The organism is Mycobacterium sp. (genome assembly GCF_965230835.1).
Classification (GTDB): domain Bacteria; phylum Actinomycetota; class Actinomycetes; order Mycobacteriales; family Mycobacteriaceae; genus Mycobacterium.
Genome location: NZ_CBDDLW010000002.1, coordinates 1,734,170 through 1,758,224, shown reverse-complemented (window position 1 = coordinate 1,758,224; position 24,055 = coordinate 1,734,170). Strand labels below are relative to the sequence as shown.

General features: G+C 62.2%; 20 protein-coding genes and 4 pseudogenes. 13 read left to right on the top strand and 11 right to left on the bottom strand.

Annotated features, from left to right (window positions below):
- Positions 1-7: 7 nt before the first annotated feature.
- A complete protein-coding gene (locus tag ACO07W_RS08605) occupies positions 8-1,282 on the bottom strand; it encodes an IS256 family transposase (RefSeq protein ID WP_421840071.1) in 1,275 nt (424 codons plus the stop codon).
- Between the two features lie 110 nt (positions 1,283-1,392).
- Between ACO07W_RS08605 and ACO07W_RS08600 the strand changes: the two are divergent.
- The 4 genes and pseudogenes from ACO07W_RS08600 to ACO07W_RS08585 form a co-directional block, all read left to right on the top strand.
- Positions 1,393-2,073 (top strand): annotated as a pseudogene (locus ACO07W_RS08600) (acyl-ACP thioesterase domain-containing protein); the annotation flags it as partial.
- Between the two features lie 292 nt (positions 2,074-2,365).
- Positions 2,366-3,652 (top strand): isocitrate lyase, encoded by a 1,287-nt coding sequence (gene aceA / locus ACO07W_RS08595; protein ID WP_421842384.1) that lies wholly within the window; start codon positions 2,366-2,368, stop codon positions 3,650-3,652.
- A 127-nt stretch (positions 3,653-3,779) separates the two neighbouring features.
- The gene (locus tag ACO07W_RS08590) at positions 3,780-4,643 is read left to right on the top strand and encodes a 3-hydroxybutyryl-CoA dehydrogenase (protein ID WP_421842382.1); all 864 of its coding nucleotides are present in this window, start codon (positions 3,780-3,782) and stop codon (positions 4,641-4,643) included.
- A 103-nt stretch (positions 4,644-4,746) separates the two neighbouring features.
- On the top strand, positions 4,747-5,607 hold the full coding sequence (locus tag ACO07W_RS08585; RefSeq protein ID WP_421842380.1) for a cyclopropane mycolic acid synthase family methyltransferase: 861 nt from the start codon (positions 4,747-4,749) through the stop codon (positions 5,605-5,607).
- Positions 5,608-5,775: 168 nt separating this feature from the next.
- Here the strand turns inward: ACO07W_RS08585 and pcaA (ACO07W_RS08580) are convergent.
- From pcaA (ACO07W_RS08580) to pcaA (ACO07W_RS08570), 3 genes and pseudogenes are all read right to left on the bottom strand, one after another.
- A pseudogene (gene pcaA, locus ACO07W_RS08580) lies at positions 5,776-6,420 on the bottom strand (cyclopropane mycolic acid synthase PcaA); the annotation flags it as partial.
- A 51-nt stretch (positions 6,421-6,471) separates the two neighbouring features.
- Positions 6,472-7,616 (bottom strand): IS3 family transposase gene (locus tag ACO07W_RS08575; RefSeq protein ID WP_421840069.1). Its coding sequence is split into 2 segments (ribosomal slippage): positions 6,472-7,349 and positions 7,349-7,616, totalling 1,146 coding nucleotides; the frame shifts between segments, so codons are not numbered across the junction.
- 55 nt (positions 7,617-7,671) lie between these two features.
- A pseudogene (gene pcaA / locus ACO07W_RS08570) lies at positions 7,672-7,926 on the bottom strand (cyclopropane mycolic acid synthase PcaA); the annotation flags it as partial.
- A 166-nt stretch (positions 7,927-8,092) separates the two neighbouring features.
- On the opposite strand from pcaA (ACO07W_RS08570), the gene ACO07W_RS08565 reads away from it, so the two are divergent.
- Positions 8,093-9,367 (top strand): IS256 family transposase, encoded by a 1,275-nt coding sequence (locus ACO07W_RS08565; protein ID WP_421840071.1) that lies wholly within the window; start codon positions 8,093-8,095, stop codon positions 9,365-9,367.
- 288 nt (positions 9,368-9,655) lie between these two features.
- Here ACO07W_RS08565 and ACO07W_RS08560 read toward each other — a convergent pair whose 3' ends face one another.
- The 3 genes from ACO07W_RS08560 to istA all read right to left on the bottom strand — a co-directional run bounded on the left by ACO07W_RS08560 (position 9,656) and on the right by istA (position 12,503).
- The gene (locus ACO07W_RS08560; RefSeq protein WP_421842378.1) at positions 9,656-10,354 is read right to left on the bottom strand and encodes a TetR/AcrR family transcriptional regulator; all 699 of its coding nucleotides are present in this window, start codon (positions 10,352-10,354) and stop codon (positions 9,656-9,658) included.
- 122 nt (positions 10,355-10,476) lie between these two features.
- Positions 10,477-11,268 carry an IS21-like element helper ATPase IstB gene (gene istB, locus ACO07W_RS08555; protein ID WP_421839995.1) on the bottom strand — a complete coding sequence of 264 codons (792 nt, stop codon included), beginning with the start codon at positions 11,266-11,268 and terminating at the stop codon, positions 10,477-10,479.
- A complete protein-coding gene (gene istA, locus ACO07W_RS08550) occupies positions 11,268-12,503 on the bottom strand; it encodes an IS21 family transposase (protein ID WP_421839994.1) in 1,236 nt (411 codons plus the stop codon). Before istA ends, istB begins: the two co-directional genes overlap by 1 nt.
- A 170-nt stretch (positions 12,504-12,673) precedes the next feature.
- Here istA and ACO07W_RS08545 point away from each other — a divergent pair, with 170 nt between their 5' ends.
- The 5 genes from ACO07W_RS08545 (at position 12,674) to deoC (ending at position 16,679) form a co-directional block, all read left to right on the top strand.
- Positions 12,674-14,044: a DUF445 domain-containing protein gene (locus tag ACO07W_RS08545; RefSeq protein ID WP_421842376.1), complete on the top strand. Its 1,371-nt coding sequence runs from the start codon at positions 12,674-12,676 to the stop codon at positions 14,042-14,044.
- 87 nt (positions 14,045-14,131) lie between these two features.
- Positions 14,132-14,539 carry a helix-turn-helix domain-containing protein gene (locus ACO07W_RS08540; protein ID WP_421842374.1) on the top strand — a complete coding sequence of 136 codons (408 nt, stop codon included), beginning with the start codon at positions 14,132-14,134 and terminating at the stop codon, positions 14,537-14,539.
- Positions 14,540-14,901: 362 nt separating this feature from the next.
- On the top strand, positions 14,902-15,522 hold the full coding sequence (locus ACO07W_RS08535) for a heparin-binding hemagglutinin (protein WP_421842372.1): 621 nt from the start codon (positions 14,902-14,904) through the stop codon (positions 15,520-15,522).
- Positions 15,523-15,603: 81 nt separating this feature from the next.
- Positions 15,604-15,891 (top strand): DUF2516 family protein, encoded by a 288-nt coding sequence (locus ACO07W_RS08530; protein WP_421842370.1) that lies wholly within the window; start codon positions 15,604-15,606, stop codon positions 15,889-15,891.
- Positions 15,892-15,992: 101 nt separating this feature from the next.
- Entirely contained in the window at positions 15,993-16,679 is a 687-nt protein-coding gene (gene deoC / locus ACO07W_RS08525; protein WP_421842368.1) for a deoxyribose-phosphate aldolase, read from the top strand.
- Between the two features lie 23 nt (positions 16,680-16,702).
- On the opposite strand, the gene ACO07W_RS08520 is transcribed toward deoC, so the two are convergent.
- The 3 genes from ACO07W_RS08520 to ACO07W_RS08510 form a co-directional block, all read right to left on the bottom strand.
- Positions 16,703-17,752, bottom strand: coding sequence for an LmeA family phospholipid-binding protein (locus tag ACO07W_RS08520; RefSeq protein WP_421842366.1), 1,050 nt, complete (start codon positions 17,750-17,752; stop codon positions 16,703-16,705).
- Entirely contained in the window at positions 17,749-18,591 is an 843-nt protein-coding gene (locus ACO07W_RS08515) for a carbon-nitrogen hydrolase family protein (RefSeq protein ID WP_421842364.1), read from the bottom strand. The genes ACO07W_RS08520 and ACO07W_RS08515 overlap by 4 nt, the downstream gene beginning before the upstream one ends.
- 96 nt (positions 18,592-18,687) lie before the next feature.
- A complete protein-coding gene (locus tag ACO07W_RS08510; protein ID WP_421842362.1) occupies positions 18,688-19,212 on the bottom strand; it encodes a DUF2505 domain-containing protein in 525 nt (174 codons plus the stop codon).
- A 26-nt stretch (positions 19,213-19,238) separates the two neighbouring features.
- On the opposite strand from ACO07W_RS08510, the gene ACO07W_RS08505 reads away from it, so the two are divergent.
- A complete protein-coding gene (locus ACO07W_RS08505; RefSeq protein ID WP_421842360.1) occupies positions 19,239-20,360 on the top strand; it encodes a UDP-N-acetylmuramate dehydrogenase in 1,122 nt (373 codons plus the stop codon).
- A 19-nt stretch (positions 20,361-20,379) separates the two neighbouring features.
- Positions 20,380-21,743 (top strand): annotated as a pseudogene (locus ACO07W_RS08500) (L,D-transpeptidase).
- Here ACO07W_RS08500 and ACO07W_RS08495 read toward each other — a convergent pair.
- A complete protein-coding gene (locus ACO07W_RS08495; protein WP_421842358.1) occupies positions 21,718-22,479 on the bottom strand; it encodes an SDR family NAD(P)-dependent oxidoreductase in 762 nt (253 codons plus the stop codon). The pseudogene ACO07W_RS08500 and the gene ACO07W_RS08495 overlap by 26 nt on opposite strands.
- A 177-nt stretch (positions 22,480-22,656) precedes the next feature.
- Here ACO07W_RS08495 and ACO07W_RS08490 point away from each other — a divergent pair, with 177 nt between their 5' ends.
- A complete protein-coding gene (locus ACO07W_RS08490; protein WP_421842356.1) occupies positions 22,657-23,985 on the top strand; it encodes an ROK family protein in 1,329 nt (442 codons plus the stop codon).
- The last annotated feature ends 70 nt before the right edge of the window (positions 23,986-24,055 follow it).

Here is a 24,055-nt window from a genome sequence, read left to right as displayed (position 1 = left end):
GGTCATGTTACGCGGCGGTGGTGTCGGTCGTGGTTGTTGTGGTGGGGGGATGCAGTGGGCGGGGTGGCTCGAGCAGTTGGTGGCGTAGTTCTTGGAGGTGGCGGCTGGTCGCTGATGTTTGGGTGACTCCGCGCCAGCCGCGGCTGGCGCGGTCGAGGACGGCCCATACCAGCGACAGACAGCTGGTTTCGCCGGGTAGGCGGCCGATGACCTTGACCCGGCGACGGGATTCTCCGAAGGTGCGTTCGATGAGGTTGGAATGGCGGATGCGTGTCCAGTGTTGGCGGGGGAAGCGCAAATGCACGCTCAGCGAGGCGAAGTCGTTGGCCAGGCAAGCGACCGCGGCTGGGTAGAGCCCGCGGTATGTGGTGGTGAACTCCTCGGCGCGGCGGGTGGCTTCATCCACGGCCTGCTGGCCGGGTGGCTGGTCAATGTCATCGAAGATCGACCAGAACGCGGCTTTGATCTCGTCCTGGACCGCGACAGGTGTCTTGGCGATGACGTTACGGCAGCGATGGATCAGACACCGCTGACGCAGGCTTGCCGGAAACGTGGTCTCCCATGCGGCGATCAGGCCCGGCGCCCCGTCGGAGATGCCCAGTAGCGGCGGGCGTAGTCCCCGGTTCCTCAGGTCAGCCAAGAAGTCGGCCCACGCATCAGCCGACTCCGCTGCGGCTGGGGCCAGCCCAATAAACAGGGGCTTGCCGTCGGTGCAGATGCCCCAGGCGGCCAGCACCGGCTCGGCCGGGGCGTTGGGATGCATCCGAAAGTTCGAGGCATCCAAGAACAGGTAGTCCAACACCAGCTCATCAAGGCGTCGAGACGACCACGCAGCGAACTCGTCTTTGATGGCCGCACAAATCCGGCTCACCGTCGAGCGCGACAACGCCGCCTGCGAGCCCAGCACCTCGGCCAACGCGGCCTCGATGTCGCGATCCGACAAACCGCGCACCCATCCCGAAATCACCAACGCCTCCAGAGCGTGGGTGCGCGTCACCCCGGCACCGAATAGCCGCGAACAGAACCGCTCGTCGGTGTCGCGTAGTTTCGGGCGGCATAATTCGACCGAGCCCATCGTGGTCTTCACCGTCGCCGGCGGTTGATACCCATTGCGGTACCCGCCCGGGCCGTCCTGAACCCGACGCTGGTGACGGGCTCGGCCCAACACTGCTTCTACCTCGGCCTCCACGGCGACCTGAAACACCAGACGCACCGATAACCGCCCGACCTCCTCCAAAATCTCGGTCAACGGCCGCTCGGTCGCGGCGAACAACTGATCCATCTCAACACGCACACGCTCAATCGGCGATACTCGCTTGGTCACGGGCGTAGCCCCTCCTTCATAGCTTTCGTCGGTTGCGACGGAACCTACGCCCGTGACCATTTACACCAGCGATGAGACGCGACCAGGACATTGGCCAGGACCAGCTACGCGAGATGGGGTTCGAGCAGACGCACCCGCTGTGGATCGTTCGCCGGACCATGATTGACCTGGTTCGACCGATCGAGTTCCAGGACATGCTGCGGCTGCGGCGATGGTGTTCGGGCACCTCGAACCGATGGTGCGAAATGCGGGTTCGCATAGATGGCAAACGCGGCGAGGGTTTGATCGAATCCGAGGCATTCTGGATCAATATCAACCGCGAAACGGAGATGCCGGCGCGCATCGCCGACGACTTCTTGGCCGGGTTGTACAAGACCACTTCCGTTGACCGGTTGCGATGGAAGAGCTATTTGAAGCCTGGCAGTCGAGATGACGCATCTGAGATCCACGAGTTTCCCGTACGGGTCACCGATATCGACTTGTTCGATCACATGAATAACTCGGTGTATTGGAGCGTGATTGAGGAGTATCTGGCCTCTCGGCCTGAACTGCTTCAGGGGCCGTTGCGCACCACTATCGAGCATGGAGCGCCGGTTGCGCTCGGCGACAAGTTGGAGATCGTCTCCCATGTTCACCCGGCCGGTTCGACCGATCAGTTCGGTCCTGGTCTTGTCGACCGCACTGTTATTACGCTCACATACATGGTTGGCGACGAGGCGAAAGCCGTCGCGGCGCTCTTCAATCTGTAGCGGCGCCCCGGCGTCGCCCGCTTCGTCGAATTACTTTGTTGACCTGCGTGTTGTAGTTACTGGCGGGTAGCTTCTGAAACGGTTCAGTTGATCGTCGGGTTTGCAAAATTTGCAAAACTGCCGAATTTCGTTGGCGAAATTGGCAAGTTAAATGGGTGGACCAGCATCAACGAGCTGTGCCATGGTCGACTTAGCACACCAGTGAAGTTGGGTCGTTGGAACCGCCTCAAGATGTAGCGGCTCCAACCATCTGCAAGCAATAAAGCAGTGAACACGATGAAGGAGTAGTCCAATGTCTGTCGTTGGCACCCCCAAGAGCGCGGAGCAAATCCAGCACGACTGGGACACCAGTCCGCGCTGGCAAGGCGTCACTCGCACGTACACCGCCGCCGACGTGGTAGCCCTACAGGGCAGTGTGGTCGAGGAGCACACCCTTGCTCGCCGTGGCGCGGAGGTGCTGTGGGAGGAACTGCGCGACCTGGAGTGGGTCAACGCGCTGGGCGCTCTGACTGGCAACATGGCCGTCCAGCAAGTTCGAGCGGGTCTGAAGGCCATCTACCTGTCGGGGTGGCAGGTTGCCGGCGACGCCAACCTGTCTGGTCAAACTTATCCCGACCAAAGCCTTTACCCGGCTAACTCGGTGCCGCAAGTCGTTCGTCGGATCAACAACGCGCTGCAGCGCGCCGACCAGATCGCCAAGGTGGAAGGCGATACTTCGGTGGACAACTGGTTGGCGCCGATTGTGGCTGATGGTGAGGCTGGTTTCGGCGGCGCGCTCAACGTCTTCGAACTGCAGAAAGCGATGATTGCCGCGGGTGTCGCGGGGTCGCACTGGGAGGATCAATTGGCCTCCGAGAAGAAGTGTGGCCACCTGGGCGGCAAGGTGCTGATCCCAACACAGCAGCACATCCGCACGCTTACGTCGGCTCGACTGGCCGCCGATGTTTGTGACGTGCCGACCGTGGTAATCGCGCGCACTGATGCCGAAGCGGCGACGTTGATCACCTCCGACGTCGACGATCGCGATCAGCCGTTCATCACCGGTGAGCGCACCCGGGAAGGTTTCTACCGAACCAAGAATGGCATCGAGCCGTGCATTGCGCGAGCAAAGGCCTATGCGCCGTTCGCCGACTTGATCTGGATGGAGACCGGCACCCCGGATCTCGAGATCGCTCGCAAGTTTTCCGAGGCTGTTAAGGCCGCCTACCCGGACCAGATGCTTGCCTACAACTGCTCGCCGTCGTTCAACTGGCGCAAGCACCTCGATGACAGCACCATTGCGAAGTTCCAGAAAGAGCTTGCTGCAATGGGATTCAAGTTCCAGTTCATCACGCTGGCTGGATTCCACGCGCTGAACTACTCGATGTTCGATCTGGCCTACGGCTACGCGCGTAACCAGATGAGCGCATATGTGGAGTTGCAGGAGCGTGAGTTCGCGGCGGAGGAGCGTGGCTACACGGCAACCAAGCACCAGCGCGAGGTCGGTGCCGGCTACTTTGACCGGATCGCCACCACGGTCGACCCGAGTTCATCGACTACTGCGCTGACCGGCTCTACCGAAGAGGGGCAGTTTCACTGAGAGACTTTTCGCAGGGCTTCGCGCTCGGCGGCCCGATGACAAGTTGATAGCGTAGGCCCCGCCCGGCCAACCTGGGCGGGGCCTACTGCTGTGCCTGACAATACGACTCGAGAAGAGAGAGCAAGTAGTGAGCGACTCACCGATCCAGCGAGTAGGGGTTGTCGGGGCTGGGCAAATGGGGGCCGGTATCGCTGAGGTTTCTGCGCGTGCTGGCGTCGAAGTGGTGGTGTTTGAGGCCACTGAGGCATTGGCCACCGCCGGGCGTAATCGCATTGCGAAGTCGCTGGATCGCGGTGTCAGCGCGGGCAAGGTGACCGAGCGTGAGCGGGATCGTGCACTTGCCAAATTGACGTTTACCTCCGACTTGAATGCTTTGGCCGATCGGCAGCTTGTGATCGAGGCCATCGTCGAAGACGAATCAGTCAAGTCCGGTATCTTTGCCGAACTCGACGGGATTGTCGCCGATCCTGCTGCTGTGTTGGCGTCGAACACCTCGAGTATCCCGATCATGAAGATCGCTGCAGCCACCAAGAACCCGGCACGGGTTATTGGTTTGCACTTCTTCAATCCGGTCCCGGTGCTGCCGCTGGTCGAGTTGGTTACCACGCTTGTTACCGACGGAGCTGCTGCGGCTCGCGCCGAGGAGTTTGCCAGTGCAGTGCTTGGCAAACAGGTAGTGCGCTGTTCTGATCGGTCGGGGTTTGTGGTGAATGCGCTCCTGGTGCCGTATCTCCTGTCCGCGATCCGCATGGTCGAGACCGGGTTTGCCACCGTCGAAGACGTTGACAAGGCAGTTGTCGCCGGGCTGTCGCACCCGATGGGGCCGCTGCGGCTGTCTGATCTTGTGGGATTGGACACCCTCAAGCTGATAGCGGACAAAATGTTCGAGGAATTCAAGGAGCCGCATTGCGCGCCGCCGCCCCTGTTGTTGCGGATGGTTGAGGCGGGTCAGTTGGGAAAGAAATCGGGCCAGGGTTTCTACACGTACTGAGGCGTTGGTGGCCGCGGCGTCTAGCTGCGGGATCGTGTGTGAGATGCGTTGTTCGAGTCGGGTAGTATTTCCGCGATCAACAGATGAGAGGTATCGACCAAGTATGACCCAGTTGAGGCCGTTTTATGAAGAGTCGCAATCTATCTATGATGTTTCTGATGAATTTTTTGCGCTATTTCTAGACCCCACAATGGCGTACACCTGTGCGTACTTCAAGCGTGATGATATGACGCTTGAAGAGGCATCGAACGCGAAGTTTGACTTGGCCCTCGGGAAGCTGAACCTTGAACCTGGTATGACGCTGCTCGACATTGGCTGTGGGTGGGGTGGCGCTCTGCAGCGCGCGATCGAGCTTTACGACGTTAACGTCATCGGCATCACGCTTAGTCGCAATCAGTTTGACTACAGCAAGAAGCGACTGGCGAAGATCCCTACCGAGCGCAAGTTCGAGGTTCGCCTGCAAGGCTGGGAAGAATTCGAGGACAAGGTCGATCGGATCGTTACGATCGGAGCCTTCGAGGCATTCAAGAAGGAGCGCTATGCAGCGTTCTTTGACCGCGCTTACGACATCCTTCCCGCTGACGGTCGGATGCTGTTACACACGATTTTGACGTATACCCAGAAGCAGCAGCATGAGCGCGGTGTCTCGTTGACGATGAGAGATGTCCGATTCATGCGCTTTATCGGCCAGGAGATTTTTCCTGGCGGACAGTTACCGGCGCAGGAAGACATTTTCAATTTTGCGCAAGCCGCTGGGTTTTCAATGGAGCGGGTGCAACTGCTGCAAGAGCACTACGCGCGAACACTGAACATCTGGGCAGCCAATCTTGAGGCTGCGCGCGAGCAGGCTATCGCCATCCAGTCTGAAGAGGTCTACGACCGCTATATCCACTATCTGACCGGGTGCGAGAACTTCTTCCGTAAGGGCATCGCCAACATTGGGCAATTCACTCTGACGAAGTAACGAAGCAAAGACTCATCTGCGGCATCATACGATGCCGTCAAAGCGGCGACTTGATGTCGCTTGATGTCGTAGTTTTGGTCGCAATAGGTCGCGGCCGACGGCACTAAGCTTCGGCGTGTCCGTTCGCGCAGGGTCTGCGGCTGCCCATGGTGTGCCGCAATAGGCAGGTTATTTTTCCAGTGTGAACTGAGCGATGTCGGTGTATCCCTGGCGAAACAGATCCGCGCAGCCGGTCAGGTACTTCATGTACCGGTCGTAGACCTTCTGGGACTGTATCGCTATAGCCTGGTCCTTATTGGATTCGAGTGTCGCGGCCCACACGTCCAGGGTCTTCGCGTAGTGCAGCTGTAATGAGTGGACCCGAGTGACATTGAAACCGGTTTTTTCGGCGTGCTCTTGGACTGTGGGGATTGACGGCAGCCAGCCGCCCGGGAATATCTCGGCCAGGATGAATTTGACGAAGTGGACCAGTTCGTGGGTCAGCGGCAGCCCTTTTTGCCGGGCTTCCCGAAACGTGGGGCGCACGATGGTGTGCAGCAACATCACCCCGTCAGCAGGCAATGCGCGATTGGCAACCTCGAAAAAATGGTGGTAGCGCTGGTGGCCGAAGTGTTCGAACGCTCCGATTGAGACGATGCGGTCGACTGGCTCTTGAAACTTCTCCCAGCCCTCCAGCAGCACCCGCCTGGAACGAGGGGTGTCCATCGCGTCGAACATCTTCTGTACGTGGGCGGCCTGGTTCTCGGACAACGTCAGACCGACAACATCGACATCGTATTTCTCGATGGCGCGCTTCATGGTGGTGGCTGGTCCCCGATATCGGGTCCACCTGGAATTAGAGCCAGGTTGTTGTTGATCTGGATTTTAGTTGATGTCGCAGGCTATGGGGTGATGGGTGTGGCTGCATTGGGCAGCGTATTCGGCCGGAGTGCGATAACCCAGCGATGAGTGGCGGTGGCGGTGGTTGTGCTCGTGTTTGAAATCGCTGATCACCACCTTGGCTTCGAGCAGGTCAGTCCAGTAGTTGCGGTTCAGACACTCCTTTCGTAAGCGGCTGTTAAAGGATTCAATGTAGGGGTTTTTCCAGGGCTGACCTGGGGGGATATAGGTCAGCCCGACTTTTCCGTCGCAAAACTGCTGCAACGCTTGAGAAATCAGCTCCGGCCCGTTGTCCATGCGCAGCACCGTGGGCGGACCCCCGGCAGTGGTGAACACTCGCTCGAGCTCGTCGACCAGCGCCTCGGCGGTGATGGAGCGTGCGGTCATGTCCAGCAGCGACTCGCGAGTGTGCTCATCGAGCATCGAGGCGATCTTGACCGACCTGCCGTCGATAGTGGAGTCAAACTGAAAATCCAGCGCCCACACCACCTTGGGGGCATCGGCGATGATCGGCGGCACTGAGGGCACACCACCACGTTTGCGTGGGGAGCGGACGGCGACTTGCAGTCCCTCTTGGCGCCACAGCCGGTGGATCTTCTTCTTGTTGACCTGGTGATGCTCGTCGTAGCGCAACGCCGACCACGCACGGCGAAACCCGTGACAGGGGTGTTTGCGGGCGTAGGAACGCAGCCAGGCCCGCAGATCGGCATCCGGGTCCGCCGGGGTCTGGTCGATACGGACACGTCGGTAGGTTGAGCGGGCCAGCCCAACCGCTTGGCACGCCAACCGTTCTGAGATGCCCTTGACTTCTGTGAGCATGTCCACGGCGCGGCGTTTGGCGGCTGGGCTCAAAATTTTCCCTTGGCCACCTCACGTAGGGCGTCTTTGACGAGCTCGGCCTCGGCCAACAGCCGTTTGAGCCGCCCGTTTTGCTCGCGCAGTTCCTTGAGCTCGCGGGCCGCATCGAGATCCATTCCCCCGTAGGCTCGGCGCCAGTTGTACAGGGTGGCCGCCGATACCCCCAGCTCGGCAGCGATCTGCTCACCGGAGCTGCCGCCGGCGGCCAGCTCATCAGCTCGGCGCAGCTTGCGCACAATGTCTTCGGCGGCATACCTCTTACGACCAGCCATTTCCTTGTCCCTTCCAGCCCACGTTTAGGGCCACGAGACTCTAAAACAAGCTGGACTCATTCACGGGGAACACGCCAGTGGCACCCCAGCCGCAACCGATATCCAACAACGTCATACCCGGCTCAAGGTTTAGCTTTCCTAACGCCAGGTCGACCTTGGCGATCTGCGCTTCCTCCAGCGTCATGTCGTCACGTTCGAAGTATGCGCAGCTGTAGGTCTGGGTGGGGTCTAGGAACAGCCGAAAGAAGTCGTCAGACAGATCGTAGTGGGATTGGACGTTCTCAAAATGCGGCGTGAGCTGTACGGGCATCCCGTTTTGAGCCTTTCTCATGTCCCAGGATTGGCGCGGCGGTCGCGTCTCATCGCTGGTGTAAATGGTCACGGGCGTAGGTTCCGTCGCAACCGACGAAAGCTATGAAGGAGGGGCTACGCCCGTGACCAAGCGAGTATCGCCGATTGAGCGTGTGCGTGTTGAGATGGATCAGTTGTTCGCCGCGACCGAGCGGCCGTTGACCGAGATTTTGGAGGAGGTCGGGCGGTTATCGGTGCGTCTGGTGTTTCAGGTCGCCGTGGAGGCCGAGGTAGAAGCAGTGTTGGGCCGAGCCCGTCACCAGCGTCGGGTTCAGGACGGCCCGGGCGGGTACCGCAATGGGTATCAACCGCCGGCGACGGTGAAGACCACGATGGGCTCGGTCGAATTATGCCGCCCGAAACTACGCGACACCGACGAGCGGTTCTGTTCGCGGCTATTCGGTGCCGGGGTGACGCGCACCCACGCTCTGGAGGCGTTGGTGATTTCGGGATGGGTGCGCGGTTTGTCGGATCGCGACATCGAGGCCGCGTTGGCCGAGGTGCTGGGCTCGCAGGCGGCGTTGTCGCGCTCGACGGTGAGCCGGATTTGTGCGGCCATCAAAGACGAGTTCGCTGCGTGGTCGTCTCGACGCCTTGATGAGCTGGTGTTGGACTACCTGTTCTTGGATGCCTCGAACTTTCGGATGCATCCCAACGCCCCGGCCGAGCCGGTGCTGGCCGCCTGGGGCATCTGCACCGACGGCAAGCCCCTGTTTATTGGGCTGGCCCCAGCCGCAGCGGAGTCGGCTGATGCGTGGGCCGACTTCTTGGCTGACCTGAGGAACCGGGGACTACGCCCGCCGCTACTGGGCATCTCCGACGGGGCGCCGGGCCTGATCGCCGCATGGGAGACCACGTTTCCGGCAAGCCTGCGTCAGCGGTGTCTGATCCATCGCTGCCGTAACGTCATCGCCAAGACACCTGTCGCGGTCCAGGACGAGATCAAAGCCGCGTTCTGGTCGATCTTCGATGACATTGACCAGCCACCCGGCCAGCAGGCCGTGGATGAAGCCACCCGCCGCGCCGAGGAGTTCACCACCACATACCGCGGGCTCTACCCAGCCGCGGTCGCTTGCCTGGCCAACGACTTCGCCTCGCTGAGCGTGCATTTGCGCTTCCCCCGCCAACACTGGACACGCATCCGCCATTCCAACCTCATCGAACGCACCTTCGGAGAATCCCGTCGCCGGGTCAAGGTCATCGGCCGCCTACCCGGCGAAACCAGCTGTCTGTCGCTGGTATGGGCCGTCCTCGACCGCGCCAGCCGCGGCTGGCGCGGAGTCACCCAAACATCAGCGACCAGCCGCCACCTCCAAGAACTACGCCACCAACTGCTCGAGCCACCCCGCCCACTGCATCCCCCCACCACAACAACCACGACCGACACCACCGCCGCGTAACATGACCACCAGGAACATGCGCCCAGCGTTTTTACACCAGTCCTAAGACGCCACCGGCGCGGCGCTTGCGCCGGTGCGTTCACCCAGCGGATGCTTTGCATGTTATCTGCTGTGCGGCCTTCTGGCGTTTGCGGGCCTGAGATGCTGATTAACGAGAGCGTCGAGGTTCGCGACGTGCGTCATAGTGCACCGCGTCTGGGGGTTCCAAAGGCCAAGCGCCTGATGCGTATCGACCTGGGTCCGGGCGGTGTATCTCATTGGCCAGGGTGAAAAATTCTGGTGCTCGCGTCACTCCCGAGGCGGCACGATCGGCGACGGGTGCGGCTGCTCCCTAAACTTGTCCAGCGATCCGGCCGCTTCGACGATCCCACACAGTGCGCTCCAGCTGAACATTGTCAGGTAGTCGATCAGCTCGTCGCTGCTCATCCGCGGATCTGACATCCACGAGTGGGTGGCGAGCTGCACGCCGCCGACAATCAGATACGCCCACGGTTCCACACCGCCGGTGTCCATCCCTGCTTCCTGCATGCGGCGGCGCAGCATCACGGCGATCATGCGGGCGATGATCCGTTCGGAGTCCGCGATTACTTTGCTCTTGCTGCCCGAGCTGTTGGCCATCACGAAGCCGTACGGTTCAGGTTCGGAGGCCACAGTTTCCACGTAGACCCGGATGATTTCGCGGGCCAAGTCGTAGCCGTCCAGGTTCGAAGACAGCGCCGCGGCCATATTCGGGATCAACGTGGTTTGCGCGAAGCGCATCATCACGGCGGTCGTGAGCTCGTTCTTGTCGACGAAGTAGCGGTACAGCACCGTTTTGGAGACCCCGATCTCCGCTGCTATTTCGTCCATGCTGAGGAAGCGGCTTTGACGGCGAATAGCCTCGATCGTCCCGTCCACCAACTCGTTACGCCGCTCCACCTTGTGCTGGTGCCAGCGTCGCTTGCGACCGTCAGTCTTCATTGTCCTAGTCGGGATATGCTCTGCCACTGTCGCCGGTTCCCATTCACTACGTCCTTAAATACTACGGTCCTCGGGAGCTCGTCTGGCGCATGTCAACGGCAAGTGAAAACTGATCAGGTTTCGGCAATCGAAAATTGACCAGCTTGGTTTCATTGGTCCTCGGCTGTGGTGGTGTGGCCGAGGTCTCGGTCTTTGATGCGGTAGCTGTCTCCTTTGAGGGCGATGACTTCGGCGTGATGGACGAGTCGGTCGATCATGGCGGCGGCGACTACGTCGTCGCCGAACACTTCGCCCCACCGCCCGAAGGGCTTATTCGAGGTGACGATGAGACTGGCCCGTTCGTAACGCGACGACACGAGTTGGAAGAACAGATTGGCGGCTTCGGGTTCAAACGGGATGTAGCCGACTTCATCGACAACCAGCAGGGGGTAGCGGGCCAGCCGCGCCAATTCGGCTTGCAGGGTGCTGTTGTGATGGGCGCGAGCAAGACGATCAACCCATTGCGAAGCGGTCGCGAACGCAACGCGGTGACCTGCTTGACAAGCGCGCATCGCAATCCCGATCGCCAGGTGGGTCTTGCCGGTCCCTGGTGGGCCGAGGAACACCACGTTGTCTTTAGCGGTGACGAAGTCCAGGGTGCCCAGATGGGCGATGATGTCGCGTTTGAGACCGCGGGCATGATCGAAGTCGAACTCTTCCAACGATTTACGTGATGGGAAGCGGGCAGCGCGGATGCGCCCTTCGCCGCCGTGAGATTCCCGAGCCGACACCTCACGCTGCAGACACGCCGCGAGGAATTCTTCATAGCTCCACGCTTCGGTTCGGGCGCGCTCAGCGAGACGTTCGATGGCCTCACGCAGCGTCGGGGCTTTCAACACCCGGGTCAGATACGCCAGCTCGGCGGTGACATCACGGCTGCTGGTCGCGGTCTTGGCAGCCATCACGCCACCGGCCCGTCAAGGCCCAACAAGGCGTCGTAATCAGCGAGACGGCGTTGTTCGACCTCCACGTGATGCGGTGGACCAACAACCTCGAGCCGTTTGCGCCGCAGCAGTTTCGCGGCCTGGACATGTTCGGGATCGCTGATCGTTTGATGTTTGGCCCAGATCCGGTCGTGGTCGGCGACCAGCGTGCCGTCACACCAGACCCGCACCCGGTTTAGATCTGCGATGATCTCGATACGGCGGCCGATCGCGGCCGGATGCACCGAGTAATCGTTGCTGTCGAGGCGCACGTAATGATCGCGAGGCAACCGCGTTGAGCGTCGCCATCCGATGCTGGGCCCAACCGGCGGCAATGCCAGCATCGCTGCGGTATCGGCGGCGATGCGATCTGCTGGCCGGCATCCCAGCACCCGATGCTGGCGGTGGTTGGCCCCCACCAGCCAGGCCTGCAACTGGATGTTGAAATCGGCTGGGGAGCCAAACACCCGCCCCGGCAAAAACGCCCGCTCCAAATAGTCATGGAACCGTTCAACCAGACCCTTGGCCTCAGGATCAGCGGGTTTACAGATCCCTACCGTGGTGGCCAAGGTCCCGCGGAAAGCCTGACATGCCGGGGTCAACTCTGGTCGGCGTGCCCGCCACCGCCCGACCGCGCCCTCACCATCCCACACCAACACCCGTGGAACCGCACCCAACGTCGAAAGATGCTGCCACCAACCGGCATACAAGTCTTCGGCAGCGCGTGTCGGAATCAACAGCGCCGAAGCCCACCGTGAATACCCACACACCATGGTCAACACCGGTAACGTCGCCGCCCTACGAACCTGGCCATACCCCACCGGCACCACAACATCGGGAAACCAGAAGTCACACTGCCCGACCTCACCGGCCACATACGTCGTCCGTGACACCGGATCCGGCGCCAAATACAGTGGCCGTAACTCACGCACCCGCCCACTCAGTGTGCGGATCGAATACGACCAACCGATCCGCTCAGCAATCACCGTCGCCGGCATCCGCGGATAGGCCGCCAACAACTCCCGAATCCGCGGCTCGGCCTCATCAGCAACAGAACCCCTCACCGCACGCCGATACTTCGGCGGCCCATCAGAAGCCAACGCCGACTTCACCGTATTCCGCGAAATACCCATCACCCGCGCAATCTCGGCAATCGGCAACTGCTCCGACCGGCGCAACCGGCGAATCTCAGCCCAATCCTCCACGTTCAACACCTGCCTCCTCCTTGACACATAGCCAAGGCACTCTAGGAAGCTGGTCAATTTTCAATTGCCGCCCACTGGTCAGTATTCAGTTGCCGCCGACAGGCGCATCCACCGCATCCGTGTGGGGCGCCCAAGCAGTGTCGTCACATTAACCGGTCCTGCCTATAGCGGATGATGGTGTGGTGGCACACAGAGTCGGCGCGTCGGGCTCCCCACCGCCTGGCCTGGGCTTCTGGAGGCGATCGGTCGCAGCCAATGGGACTCGCGCGTCCTGGGCGGAATCATTCGCCGGGGCCGATCCAAAGGCGGACACCGAGCGTCGGGTGGCGCTGCGTCGGATGAAAATCGTGGCTTTGAGCTTTCTGGTAGGCGCAACCGGAGTGTTTCTAGCTTGTCGATGGGGACAGGCCCACGGCGTTACCGACGTTTGGGTGAGCTACGCCGGTGCGGCTGCTGAAGCCGGCATGGTAGGTGCCTTGGCGGACTGGTTCGCCGTGACTGCGCTCTTTAAACATCCGCTGGGCATTCCGATCCCGCACACTGCGATCATCAAGCGTAAGAAAGACCAGCTGGGCGAGGGGCTGGGAACGTTTGTTCGGGAGAACTTTTTGTCTGCGCCGGTCGTCGCGACCAAGCTCAGGGACGCTCACGTGCCCGGCCGGTTGGGTAAGTGGCTGTCGGAGGCCGCGCACGCCCAGCGGGTGGCCGCGGAGACGGCGACGGTGCTACGGGTGCTAGTGGAGTTGTTGCGCGACGAGGACGTCCAGCAGGTGATCGACCGGACGATTATGCGCCGTATCGCCGAACCGCGGTGGGGACCTCCGGTGGGTCGGGTGTTGGCGACCCTTGTGGTAGAGAACCGACAGGAGGCGCTGATCCAGTTGCTGGCCGATCGGGCGTTTCAGTGGTCGCTGAACGCTGGAGTGGTCATCCAGCGGGTGGTCGAGCGAGACTCGCCCACCTGGTCACCGCGATTCGTCGACCACCTCGTCGGTGAGCGGATCCACCGTGAGTTGATGGACTTCACCGATAAGGTGCGGCGCAACCCAGACCACGAGCTGCGGCGATCGGCTACCCGATTTCTCTTCGAATTCGCCGACGATCTGCAGCACGATCAGGTGACCATCGCGCGCGCCGAAGCGATCAAAGAGGAGCTAATGGCGCGCGAGGAGATAGCCGATGCTGCCGCGACGGCGTGGCAGACGCTGAAACGCCTGGTGCTCGAGGGCGTCGACGATCCGTCCAGCACATTGCGTACCCGCATCGCCGATACGGTGATCCGCATCGGGGAATCGCTACGCGACGACGGCGAGCTGCGCGACAAGGTCGACAACTGGGTCGTACGAGCTGCGCAGCATCTGGTTTCGCAGTATGGCGTGGAGATCACTGCGGTTATCACGGAGACGATCGAGCGTTGGGACGCTGAAGAAGCCAGCCGCCGCATCGAGCTACACGTCGGTCGCGACCTACAGTTCATTCGGATCAACGGCACCGTGGTGGGGGCGTTGGCTGGGGTTGCGATCTATGCCATCGCACAGCTGTTGTTCTGACCAATGCTAACAAGTGCTTGCAAAAGCAAGCACCCGGCCGTACGCTAGTACTCGTCAACAGGGCTATCCCTGGTGAGGAGTGTACCCATGCCGCCCGAAGACAAGCTGGCCGCCAAAATGTCGACTGCGGCCTCCGACATCGGAAGTTTCATCCGGGCGCAGCGTGAGACGGCCCAGGTCTCGATGCGGCAGCTGGCTGAGCGATCCGGTGTCAGCAACCCTTACCTCAGCCAAGTCGAGCGCGGATTGCGCAAGCCGTCCGCGGACGTCCTGAGTCAGATTGCCAAGGCGTTGCGGGTCTCCGCCGAGGTTCTCTACGTTCGGGCCGGGATCCTCGAGGCAAGCGAGACCAGCCAAGTACGTGACGCCATCATCACCGACACGGCGATTACCGAACGCCAGAAGCAGGTTCTGCTCGACATATACGCGTCATTTACTCATCAAAACGAATCCACCCGTGAGGAGTCGCTGAACCCATCCGAAATTGACGATTAGTTAGCCCCGTCGGCCGGTATCACCGTCGCAAGCGGCACGAGCTGAATTGCTGGATACGGGTTTTCGCCGTCACGTGTATGACGTCGCAACCTCTAGGCCAACGACAGCCAGGGTCGGCCCCAGCAGACAGGCCCATCTGCTTTGCAAGAGGGCTCGCCGGCCGGTTGAACTTCCACCTGGCAGAGCAATTGACCTGAATTCGATCGACAATCGACCCGACAAATCAGGAGGTCCGCCGCACCTCGCGTGCCCCTGTTGATTCACGGTTCTCGATGAGTCTTTGCAGGAGGGTCGACGAATACCCGAAAAGTCACATCAAATACGCAATAACGCCGATAACGAAAACAAAGAAAGGAAGATCCATGGTTGAGAACGCGAACGTCGACGACCTCAAGGCGCCGTTGCTTGCTGCTCTCGGTGCGGCCGACTTGGCTTTGGCCACTGTCAACGACCTGATTAATGGTCTGCGTGATCGTGCCGAGGAGACTCGTACAGACACCCGCAGCCGGGTGGAAGAGAGCCGAGCTCGTCTGACCAAGCTGCAGGAGGACCTGCCCGAGCAGTTCACCGAGCTTCGCGAGCGATTCACTGGTGACGAGCTGCGCAAGGCTGCCGAAGGCTACCTGGAGGCAGCTACCGAGCGGTACAACGAGCTCGTCGAGCGCGGTGAGGCGGCCCTCGAGCGACTGTTGAGCCAGCCAGGTTTAGAGGACGCTTCGGCGCGTGCTGAGGGCTATGTGGATCAGGCGGTTGAGCTGACTCAGGAGGCGCTGGGCACGGTTGCAACTCAGACCCGCGCCGTTGGCGAGCGTGCCGCCAAGTTGGTCGGTATCGATTTGCCGCAGAAGGCTCCGGCCAAGAAAGAGCCGGCTCCGGCCAAGAAGGCTCCGGCTCCGGCTTCGGCCCCGGCTCCGGCGAAGAAGGCCGCGGCTAAGAAAGCGCCTGCTAAGAAGGCCGCTGCCAAGAAGGTCACCCAGAAGTAGCAGTTGCTACTGCAGACTCCGAGTCGCCCATCGGGCGACTCGGAGTCGACGTTTTGGACAGAAGCCGCATAGCATTGACTCGTGAACCTCATCGTGGGTTATGTCATGTTGGCCCTGCAGATCGCCGTGCTGGTGACGGCGGTGTACTCGTTTGTCCACGCGGCGCTGCAGAGGCCGGACGCCTATACCGCCGCTGACAAGCTGACCAAGCCGGTGTGGCTGCTGATCCTTGGTCTGGCCGTAGCGTTGACCTCAATCCTGGGCTTCGTTTTCGGGGTCCTCGGGATGGCGATAGCCGCATGCGCCGCGGGTGTATACCTGGTCGACGTTCGGCCCAAGCTGCTCGAAATTCAGGGTAAGTCGCGTTAGCGAGTAATGAAGGCCCGAGTGACCGCGCCGGCGGGGCGACCGATCGTCGACGCCTTCGCGATGGCCGCAGCGGTATGCGACCGTGACGGAGGGTGGCTCTAGTGCCGCACCGACCGACCCGGCGGGAACTGGCAGCTTTGGTCGACCACACCTTGCTCAAACCCGAAGCAACCCCTGCTGACGTGGCAGCTTTGGTCGTCGAAGCCACTGAACTCGAGGTCTATGCGGTGTGCGTTTCGCCGTCGATGGTGTCGATCGCGGCTGATGCTGGCGGTGCGGGTGTCGTTGTCGCCACGGTCGCGGGTTTCCCTTCGGGCAAGCATGTGCCCTCGGTTAAGGCCCGCGAGGCGGCCGCAGCGATAGCATCCGGCGCAGCGGAGATTGACATGGTCATCGACGTCGGTGCCGCGTTGGCCGGAGACTTCGACGCGGTCCGGTCCGACATCGAGACGGTGCGTGGCGCTACCGTCGGGTCCGTGCTCAAGGTGATTGTGGAGTCCGCGGTGCTATTGGGCCACGGAAACACCGACACGCTGGTGAGCGCATGTCGCGCTGCGCATGACGCCGGTGCGGATTTCGTTAAGACTTCAACGGGTTTTCATCCAGCGGGCGGGGCAACGGTACGTGCGGTTGAGGTGATGGCCGCTACGGTCGGCGGGCGGGTCGGAGTCAAGGCCAGCGGCGGCATCCGCACCGCGGCCGATGCGGTGGCCATGCTGGACGCTGGCGCCACCAGACTGGGCCTGTCTAGCACACAAGCGGTGCTGGACGGGCTCGGACACGCCTGACCCAGCCCCGACGTCGTCCCGCGTCAGATCTGGGCGAAGCAGGGGTCCTGGACGCCAGTGGGGATGGCGGCGTTGTGGGTGGAGAAGTGGCTTACCACGCCAGTCGAGGTGACTTGAACGCTGTCGGCGTGAATACCCAGCGGGTAATTTCTGGTGAGGGCAGAAGTGAATTCGTCGAGTGTCGATTGCACGGTCTCTTTTGGCAGCGAGAAGCCCAGGGTATTGAAGGTGACGATCTGCAGCGCCACGCCGTTGCCGGTCACAACCGGCTTAGCGACGATGTCGTTGAGCATGCCCTTCAGTTCGATGGTCCCGTCGGTTGGGTGAGTGACCACGCTGCTCGTAACGAACGCGCCCAGAACCGGAATCGCGTTTTGAACCGATTCCCTAATGCCTTCAGCAGACCAGGTGATGCTGGCGTCCAGGGCGCCGATGGTGCCTTTGGAGCTGGGGCTCGACTTGAGCTGTACGTTCTGGATAGCGATTTGGACTTTCATCCCTTTGGCGCCGCGGATCTGGTTGCCGGCAGTTTCCACGGAAATGTTGGTGAAATGGCGCGTTGCGACCTGCCAAAGTAGCAGCGGCGCCACACCAAACGATGCGGTGGCTTGGTCCCTGACCACGCACGCCACAGCCTGGGCGACCTTACTGTTGGCAACGTGGCGGGCATAAAGTTCGCCGCCGATCAGCCCGGCGAGGGCCAGCGAAACCACGATAATCATGACCAGGAACAGAGTCAGCGGGTCGCGAAGAAAGCGTCGTTTGGCTTGCACCGGTGCTGAATCTTCTTCCGGCGCAGCAAGCTGAGTCGTCTTGCCGGTGGACGGACCGGGCGGGCGTCGGTGTCCAGCTCGCTGTGCCTCGGTATGGGTTGCAGGCGATGGCTCGTTTTGGGGTGCCGAATCGCCAGTCAGAGGTTGAGATTCGTCGGTGCCACCCGTTGCAGGCTCGTTTGGACGAAGCCGCTCGGTCGAGGCCTCACCGGGTTTCGGGGGCTGAGCTAGCGGGCCTTCGTCGCCAGGACGCGCCCATACTGATGGGCCTTCGCTCGGGGGTCCTTGCGGGTTGGTCACCCACTCGATTCTGCCTTATCAACCTGAGCAAAGCTCGAGCAGTTGTCCAGCACCGCGATGCTCTCACGAGCGGCGGCCACCTCGCCGACGTCGATGTCGGCGATCACCAATTCCGGGTCTGGGCCAGCCGACGCGACCACTTTGCCAAACGGTGAGCACACCAGGCTGCCGCCGACCCCGGTCGGCGCGTGTCGGTCGGCGGCCGAAGAGGTGAGGGCTTCGCCTGGGTTAGCTTGACCGGCCGCGGCGAGGTAGCACATCGAGTCCAGTGCCCGGGCTCTGGCGAGCAAAGTCCATTGATCGAGTTTGCCGGGGCCGGATCCCCAGGACGCGCAGACGGCGATCAGCTGGGCCCCGCGGCGGGCTAGTTCGGTGTAGAGCGCTGGAAAGCGAATGTCATAGCAAATGGTCAAGCCCACTCGGACGCCGCCGATTGTGATCACTACCGGTTGGTGCCCAGGCGCGACGGTGCGAGATTCGGTGAAGCCGAACGCGTCGTAGAGATGGATCTTGTCGTACTGGTCGTTGGGTTGGTTTGGTACACCTGGCCCTGCCGCGATCAGCGTGTTTGTCACCCGCCTGTCGTCGGCGGGAGTGAACATTCCGGCGATTACCGCGATGTTGGCCCCGTTCGCGATCTGTCGGACACCGTCTGCCCATGGCCCGTCAATAGGCTCAGCGATCGGCCTCAATGGGACGCCGAACCTGCACATCGTCGCTTCGGGAAACACCACTAGTTCCGCGCCTGCGTCGGCGGCCATGTCGGCGTATCGTCTTACCAGCCGCAGATTCGCAGAAGGCTCGGTGCCGCTGAGGATTTGCGCCAGGGCGATTCGCATGGATGCCAGCTTAGGCGTGGCAACCATGCGCGCTTGTTGCGGCGCCGGGGGAGGGGCGGGCAGCCGAGAAACTGGTTGCACCGTGTGCGCGTGCACCTAGGTGTTGTTTGCAATCCAACTCGTAGTGAAGTGTTGCTCCGCGGTCACGAGGTCGGCCAATTGGGTGCCAATGATCTTCTCCAGCTTTCCGCCGATGATCGGAACGCGCACGTGGACCGTGACTCGCAGGGTAAGCCGTGCGATACCCGATTCGGCGACCGGAGCGAGCACCGCGGTGCCGGTAAGGTTCACCGGAGCGTCGAGGATGGATCCCGCGATCGACGCCGTGGCGGCGCCATTAGTGACTGGACCCCAGTTTTCCTCGCGCCGGACGCAGAGGTCGCCCCGGTGCAACTGCGTCACCAGGCCGGGCAGATTATGGCTATGCATCAACTGGAGGGTGACCACCTGGATGGTGCCGTCGTCGCCGGACTCGCCGCCGATTCGCATCGAATCGAGCGTCGCCACGTCGACAGGCGAAACGCCCAGCCTGGCCTGCCAATACTCTGCTTCGCCAAACGCCCTGTGGACCTCCTCGACGCTGCCCTCGTAGTCGGCCGACATGTCGAATGAACGCGGCATAGCAGGTCAGGCTACCGTTACGGGCCGTGGTCGGTTCATTCTTCGCCGGTGCGCATGTCGCCGAGTTGGTGCCGCTGGCCCCGCTGACTACTCTGCGGATCGGACCGGTCGCACGACGCGTCATAACCTGCACTGACATCGATCAAGTGGTCGCGGTGCTGCGCGAGCTCGACGCGGACGCCGGCCCTGGCGGTGACCGTCCACTGGTGCTGGCCGGCGGTTCGAACCTGGTGATCGCCGAGGCACTCACGGATCTGACTGTGGTGCGGTTGGCTAATCGTGGCGTCACCGTCGACGGCAACCGAATCCGGGCAGAGGCAGGCGCGGTTTGGGACGACGTTGTGATCGCAGCCATCGAACATGGTCTGGGCGGGCTGGAATGTCTATCCGGCATCCCGGGATCGGCGGGTGCCACTCCGGTGCAGAACGTGGGGGCGTACGGCGCCGAAGTGTCCGACACCATTACCCGGGTCCGGCTTTTGGACCTGCGCACCGGCGCGCCCCGCTGGGTCCCTGCCGGCGAATTGCACTTCGGTTATCGCACTAGTGTGCTCAAGCAAGCCGCCTCGGGGCTTCAGATGCGGGCTGTAGTCCTCGAAGTCGAGTTCGCGCTGGATCCGTCGGGTCGCAGCGCTCCGTTGCGCTACGGCGAGTTGACGGCTGCGCTAGGTGTGGCCGACGGTGAGCGAGCCGATCCGTGGGAAGTCCGCGAGGCGGTGCTGGCGCTAAGGGCCGGCAAGGGCATGGTGCTCGATGCATCCGACCACGACACCTGGAGCGTGGGGTCATTCTTCACCAACCCCGTGGTCGCCAAAGATGTCTACGCTCGGTTGGCATCGAAGATGGAGAGGGCGATAGATGGGCCGGTGCCGCACTATCGGGCACCGGACGGCGTCAAGTTGGCTGCCGGTTGGTTGGTCGAGCGGGCGGGCTTCGGAAAGGGGTATCCGTTGCCAGGCCACGATGGTACGGGTGGTGCTGAAGCCCCTTGCCGGCTATCCACCAAGCACGCGCTCGCGCTGACAAATCGCGGTGGAGCCACCGCCGAAGATGTGATGGCATTGGCTCGCACGGTTCGCGACGGGGTTCGTGATGTGTTTGGTATCACATTGAAGCCCGAGCCGATTCTGGTTGGGTGTGGCCTATAGCTGCAATTTCTAGGCTGGAATGCCCGTGTTGCTGGTAATCGTGGCACAGGACATAGCGTTTCGCCCGGTATCTTTACATACGTGAACGCATCCAGTACCCGGGCGTCGGTTAACCGGCGGTTGGTTCTGGCGGCCCTTGGGGTTGGGGTGCTTGCGCCGAACGTGCTGGCTGCTTGCGCCAGCAACGTCGCCAAGCAATCGGACAAGAAGCTACCCGCGGCGCCCAGGTTGACCTTCCGGCCGGCCGATGAGGTTGGCGACGTGGTTCCTACCGCGCCGATCAGTGTCGAGGTCGGCGATGGCTGGTTCCAGCGGGTCGCACTGACCAATCCGGCTGGCAAGATCGTCGCGGGCCGCTACAGCCAGGACCGCAGCGTCTACACGATCACTGAGCCGTTGGGCTACGACGCGACCTATACCTGGAGCGGTTCGGTCGTCGGCCACGACGGCAAAGCGTTCCCGGTGGTTGGCAAGTTCACCACTGTGACACCGTCGGAGACCATCGGCGGTGGATTCCAGCTGGCAGACGGCCAGACCGTCGGAGTTGCGGCGCCCGTCATCTTGCAGTTCGATTCGCCGATCAGTGACAAGGCTACCGTCGAGCAGGCGCTGACTGTCACCACCGATCCGCCCGTCGAAGGCAGTTGGGCCTGGCTGCCCGATGAGGCGCAGGGCGCTCGCGTGCACTGGCGTCCCCGCGAGTACTACCCGGCTGGAACCGCTGTGAACGTCGACGCCAAGCTCTACGGCGTCGAGTTCGGTGACGGCGCGTACGGCGCCGAGGACATTTCGTTGAATTTCAAGGTTGGCCGCCGTCAGGTGGTCAAGGCCGAAGTAACATCCCACCGTATCCAGGTCGTCACCGATGCCGGCGTCATCATGGATTTCCCCTGCAGCTACGGCGAGGGCGACGTAGCTCGCAACGTCACGCGAAACGGTGTCCACGTAGTCAGCGAGAAGTACTCCGACTTTTACATGTCGAATCCGGCTGCGGGGTACAGCAACGTACACGAACGCTGGGCGGTTCGGATCTCCAACAACGGCGAGTTCATTCACGCAAATCCGCTCAGCGCTGGCGCGCAGGGCAACACCAACGTGACCAATGGCTGCATCAATCTGTCAACCAGCGATGCTCGCGAGTACTACAACACGGCGCTCTACGGGGATCCGGTTGAGGTGACTGGCAGCTCGATTGAGCTGTCCTACTCCGACGGCGACATCTGGGACTGGGCTGTGGACTGGGATACCTGGGTGTCGATGTCGGCGCTGCCTCCGCCGGAGTCGGCGCCGGGTACACAGATCCAGGTGACTGCGCCTGGCACGCCCGCGGAGTCTCCCGTCTTGCCGGCCGTGCCTACTACGAGCGCGCGTCCGGGTGGCTAGCTTTGCGGGTGGCTGATGCTTGGTCGCGCGGCTTGATGACGATCTGATCCAGGTTAACGTGTGAAGGCCGCGAGGCCACGAACCCAATCACCTCGGCGATATCGTCGGCTACCAGCGGCGTCATTCCGGCGTAGACCGCGTCTGCGCGCTGTCGGTCGCCGTCGAAGCGGACAAGCGAGAATTCCGTCTCGACCGCCCCCGGGGCGATTTCGGTGAGTCGGACGGGCTTTCCAAGCAGCTCGCCGCGCAGTGTGCGGTGCAGCGCGGCTTGCGCATGCTTGGCCGCCGTGTATCCAGCGCCGCCGTCGTACACCTCCAGCGCAGCAATCGAGGTCACGGTGACGATCAGGCCGTCGCCCGAGGCGATCAGCTTCGGCAACAGCGCGCGTGTCACCTGAAGGGTGCCCAGCACGTTGGTCTCGTACATCCAGCGCCAGTTCTCCAGCTCCGTATCGGCGACGAACTCCAGGCCCTTGGCACCGCCAGCGTTGTTGACCAGCACATCAACCCGGTCCAATCGGTCTGCTAGCGCCGCGATGGCCCGGTTGTCGGTGATGTCGGCCACAATCGCGGTGCCTCCGGTCTCGTCGGCGATCGCTGCCACGCGGTCCGACCTGCGTGCGACCGCGACCACGTGGAACCCCTGTTCAGCAAGGGTTCTGGTAGCTGCCTCACCTATTCCGGAACTAGCGCCGGTGACGACGGCCACTCTTTTCTGCCCGCCGATTGTGGTCATCCGGCCACTCTAGTAAACGTGCTAAATTCTCGGTGTGTACCGCAACGCCTTGTCCGACACATCGACCGCGATTCTTTTCGCGGGCCTGTGTTGTTGCCGTGCGCTTTGTTGCGCCTGACCCAGAGCAATCGGCAGGTGTGGCTAAAAACGGCCACCGCAACTCGGACAAGGACACCAGTGCATTCGTCTACGCTCACCCCCCGTTCGCCCAGTCGAATACCCGTGCGTACACCGGGTAAATCCGGCCGGCCACGGTCGCACCGCCAGGTCGTGCCCGCGTCGCTGCATTTGTCTGACTCTGCGGCTGCGTCGGTCTTCCGGGCCGTACGGTTGCGTGGTCCGGTCGGTCGCGACGTCATCGCCGACGTGACATCACTGAGCATCGCGACGGTGAACCGACAGGTCATCGCCTTGCTGGAGGCCGGCCTGTTGCGTGAGCGCGCAGACTTAGCCGTTTCCGGAGCGATCGGGCGCCCGCGGGTGCCCGTAGAGGTTAACCACGAACCGTTCGTGACGTTGGGTATTCACATCGGTGCTCGTATCACCAGCATCGTGGCCTCTGACCTTTTCGGACGCACGCTCGACACGGTCGAGACCCCCACTCCGCGCAATGCAGCAGGGGCTGCACTGACATCGCTGGCCGACAGCGCCCGTCGCTATCTACAGCGCTGGCATCGGCGCCGTGCGCTGCGGGTCGGCGTGTCGATTGGTGGGGCTGTCGACGGTGTCACCGGCTACGTCGATCATTCGCGACTGGGCTGGCGGCAGGCCCCAGTGGGGCCGGTGCTGGCCGACGCGCTGGGATTGCCGGTGTCGGTGGCATCCCACGTTGATGCTATGGCCGGTGCTGAATTGCTGCTAGGAACGCGGCGGCTGGCACCGAGCTCCCCAACGATCCTCTACGTCTACGCGCGCGAGACCGTCGGATATGCACTAGTGATCGGTGGGCGTGTGCACTGTCCCGCCAGCGGCCCTGGCACTATCGCGCCGTTGCCAGTTCACTCGGAGCTGCTCGGTGGTACCGGGCAGTTGGAGTCCACCGTGAGTGACGAGGCGTTGCTGGCGGCTGCGCGGCGGCTGCGGATTTTGCCGGGCGTCGCTCCGTCGACCGGAATAGGTGGGTCCGCCAGCGCAATTGCCGACCTGCTGCGGGTGGCGCGCTCGGGGAACCAGCAGGCTAGAGATTTGCTGGTGGAGCGGGCACGGGTTCTTGGCGAGTCGGTTGCATTGCTGCGGGACCTTCTCAATCCGGATGAGCTGGTGGTCGGTGGTCAGGCGTTCACTGAGTACCCCGAAGCGATGGAACACGTTGAGGAATCCTTCGCCGCGCGCTCAGTGTTGGCGCCGCGCGACATTCGCGTCACCGTTTTCGGCAACCGGGTGCAGGAGGCCGGGGCAGGCATCGTGTCGTTGAGCGGGCTCTACGCCGATCCACTGGTTGCGATGCGGCGGTCCGGGGCATTGCGTTCTCGCCGACCCGATACGGCACCGGAGGCCTTTGCCTGAGGGGCTCCTGACGTGCGGCGTCCGCGCGCTAGGTTCGGTCCTGCAAAGATGACAGGGTGCGCCACAATGA

What these genes read in the sequence shown, in the direction of transcription:
- istB (WP_421839995.1), bottom strand. Translation starts at nt 11,268, where the DNA reads ATGGCTGCCAAGACCGCGACCAGCAGCCGTGATGTCACCGCCGAGCTG.
- ACO07W_RS08565 (WP_421840071.1), top strand. Translation starts at nt 8,093, where the DNA reads ATGGATCAGTTGTTCGCCGCGACCGAGCGGCCGTTGACCGAGATTTTG.
- ACO07W_RS08515 (WP_421842364.1), bottom strand. Translation starts at nt 18,591, where the DNA reads ATGCGAATCGCCCTGGCGCAAATCCTCAGCGGCACCGAGCCTTCTGCG.
- ACO07W_RS08495 (WP_421842358.1), bottom strand. Translation starts at nt 22,479, where the DNA reads ATGACCACAATCGGCGGGCAGAAAAGAGTGGCCGTCGTCACCGGCGCT.
- ACO07W_RS08540 (WP_421842374.1), top strand. Translation starts at nt 14,132, where the DNA reads ATGCCGCCCGAAGACAAGCTGGCCGCCAAAATGTCGACTGCGGCCTCC.
- aceA (WP_421842384.1), top strand. Translation starts at nt 2,366, where the DNA reads ATGTCTGTCGTTGGCACCCCCAAGAGCGCGGAGCAAATCCAGCACGAC.
- ACO07W_RS08510 (WP_421842362.1), bottom strand. Translation starts at nt 19,212, where the DNA reads ATGCCGCGTTCATTCGACATGTCGGCCGACTACGAGGGCAGCGTCGAG.
- ACO07W_RS08585 (WP_421842380.1), top strand. Translation starts at nt 4,747, where the DNA reads ATGACCCAGTTGAGGCCGTTTTATGAAGAGTCGCAATCTATCTATGAT.
- ACO07W_RS08605 (WP_421840071.1), bottom strand. Translation starts at nt 1,282, where the DNA reads ATGGATCAGTTGTTCGCCGCGACCGAGCGGCCGTTGACCGAGATTTTG.
- ACO07W_RS08535 (WP_421842372.1), top strand. Translation starts at nt 14,902, where the DNA reads ATGGTTGAGAACGCGAACGTCGACGACCTCAAGGCGCCGTTGCTTGCT.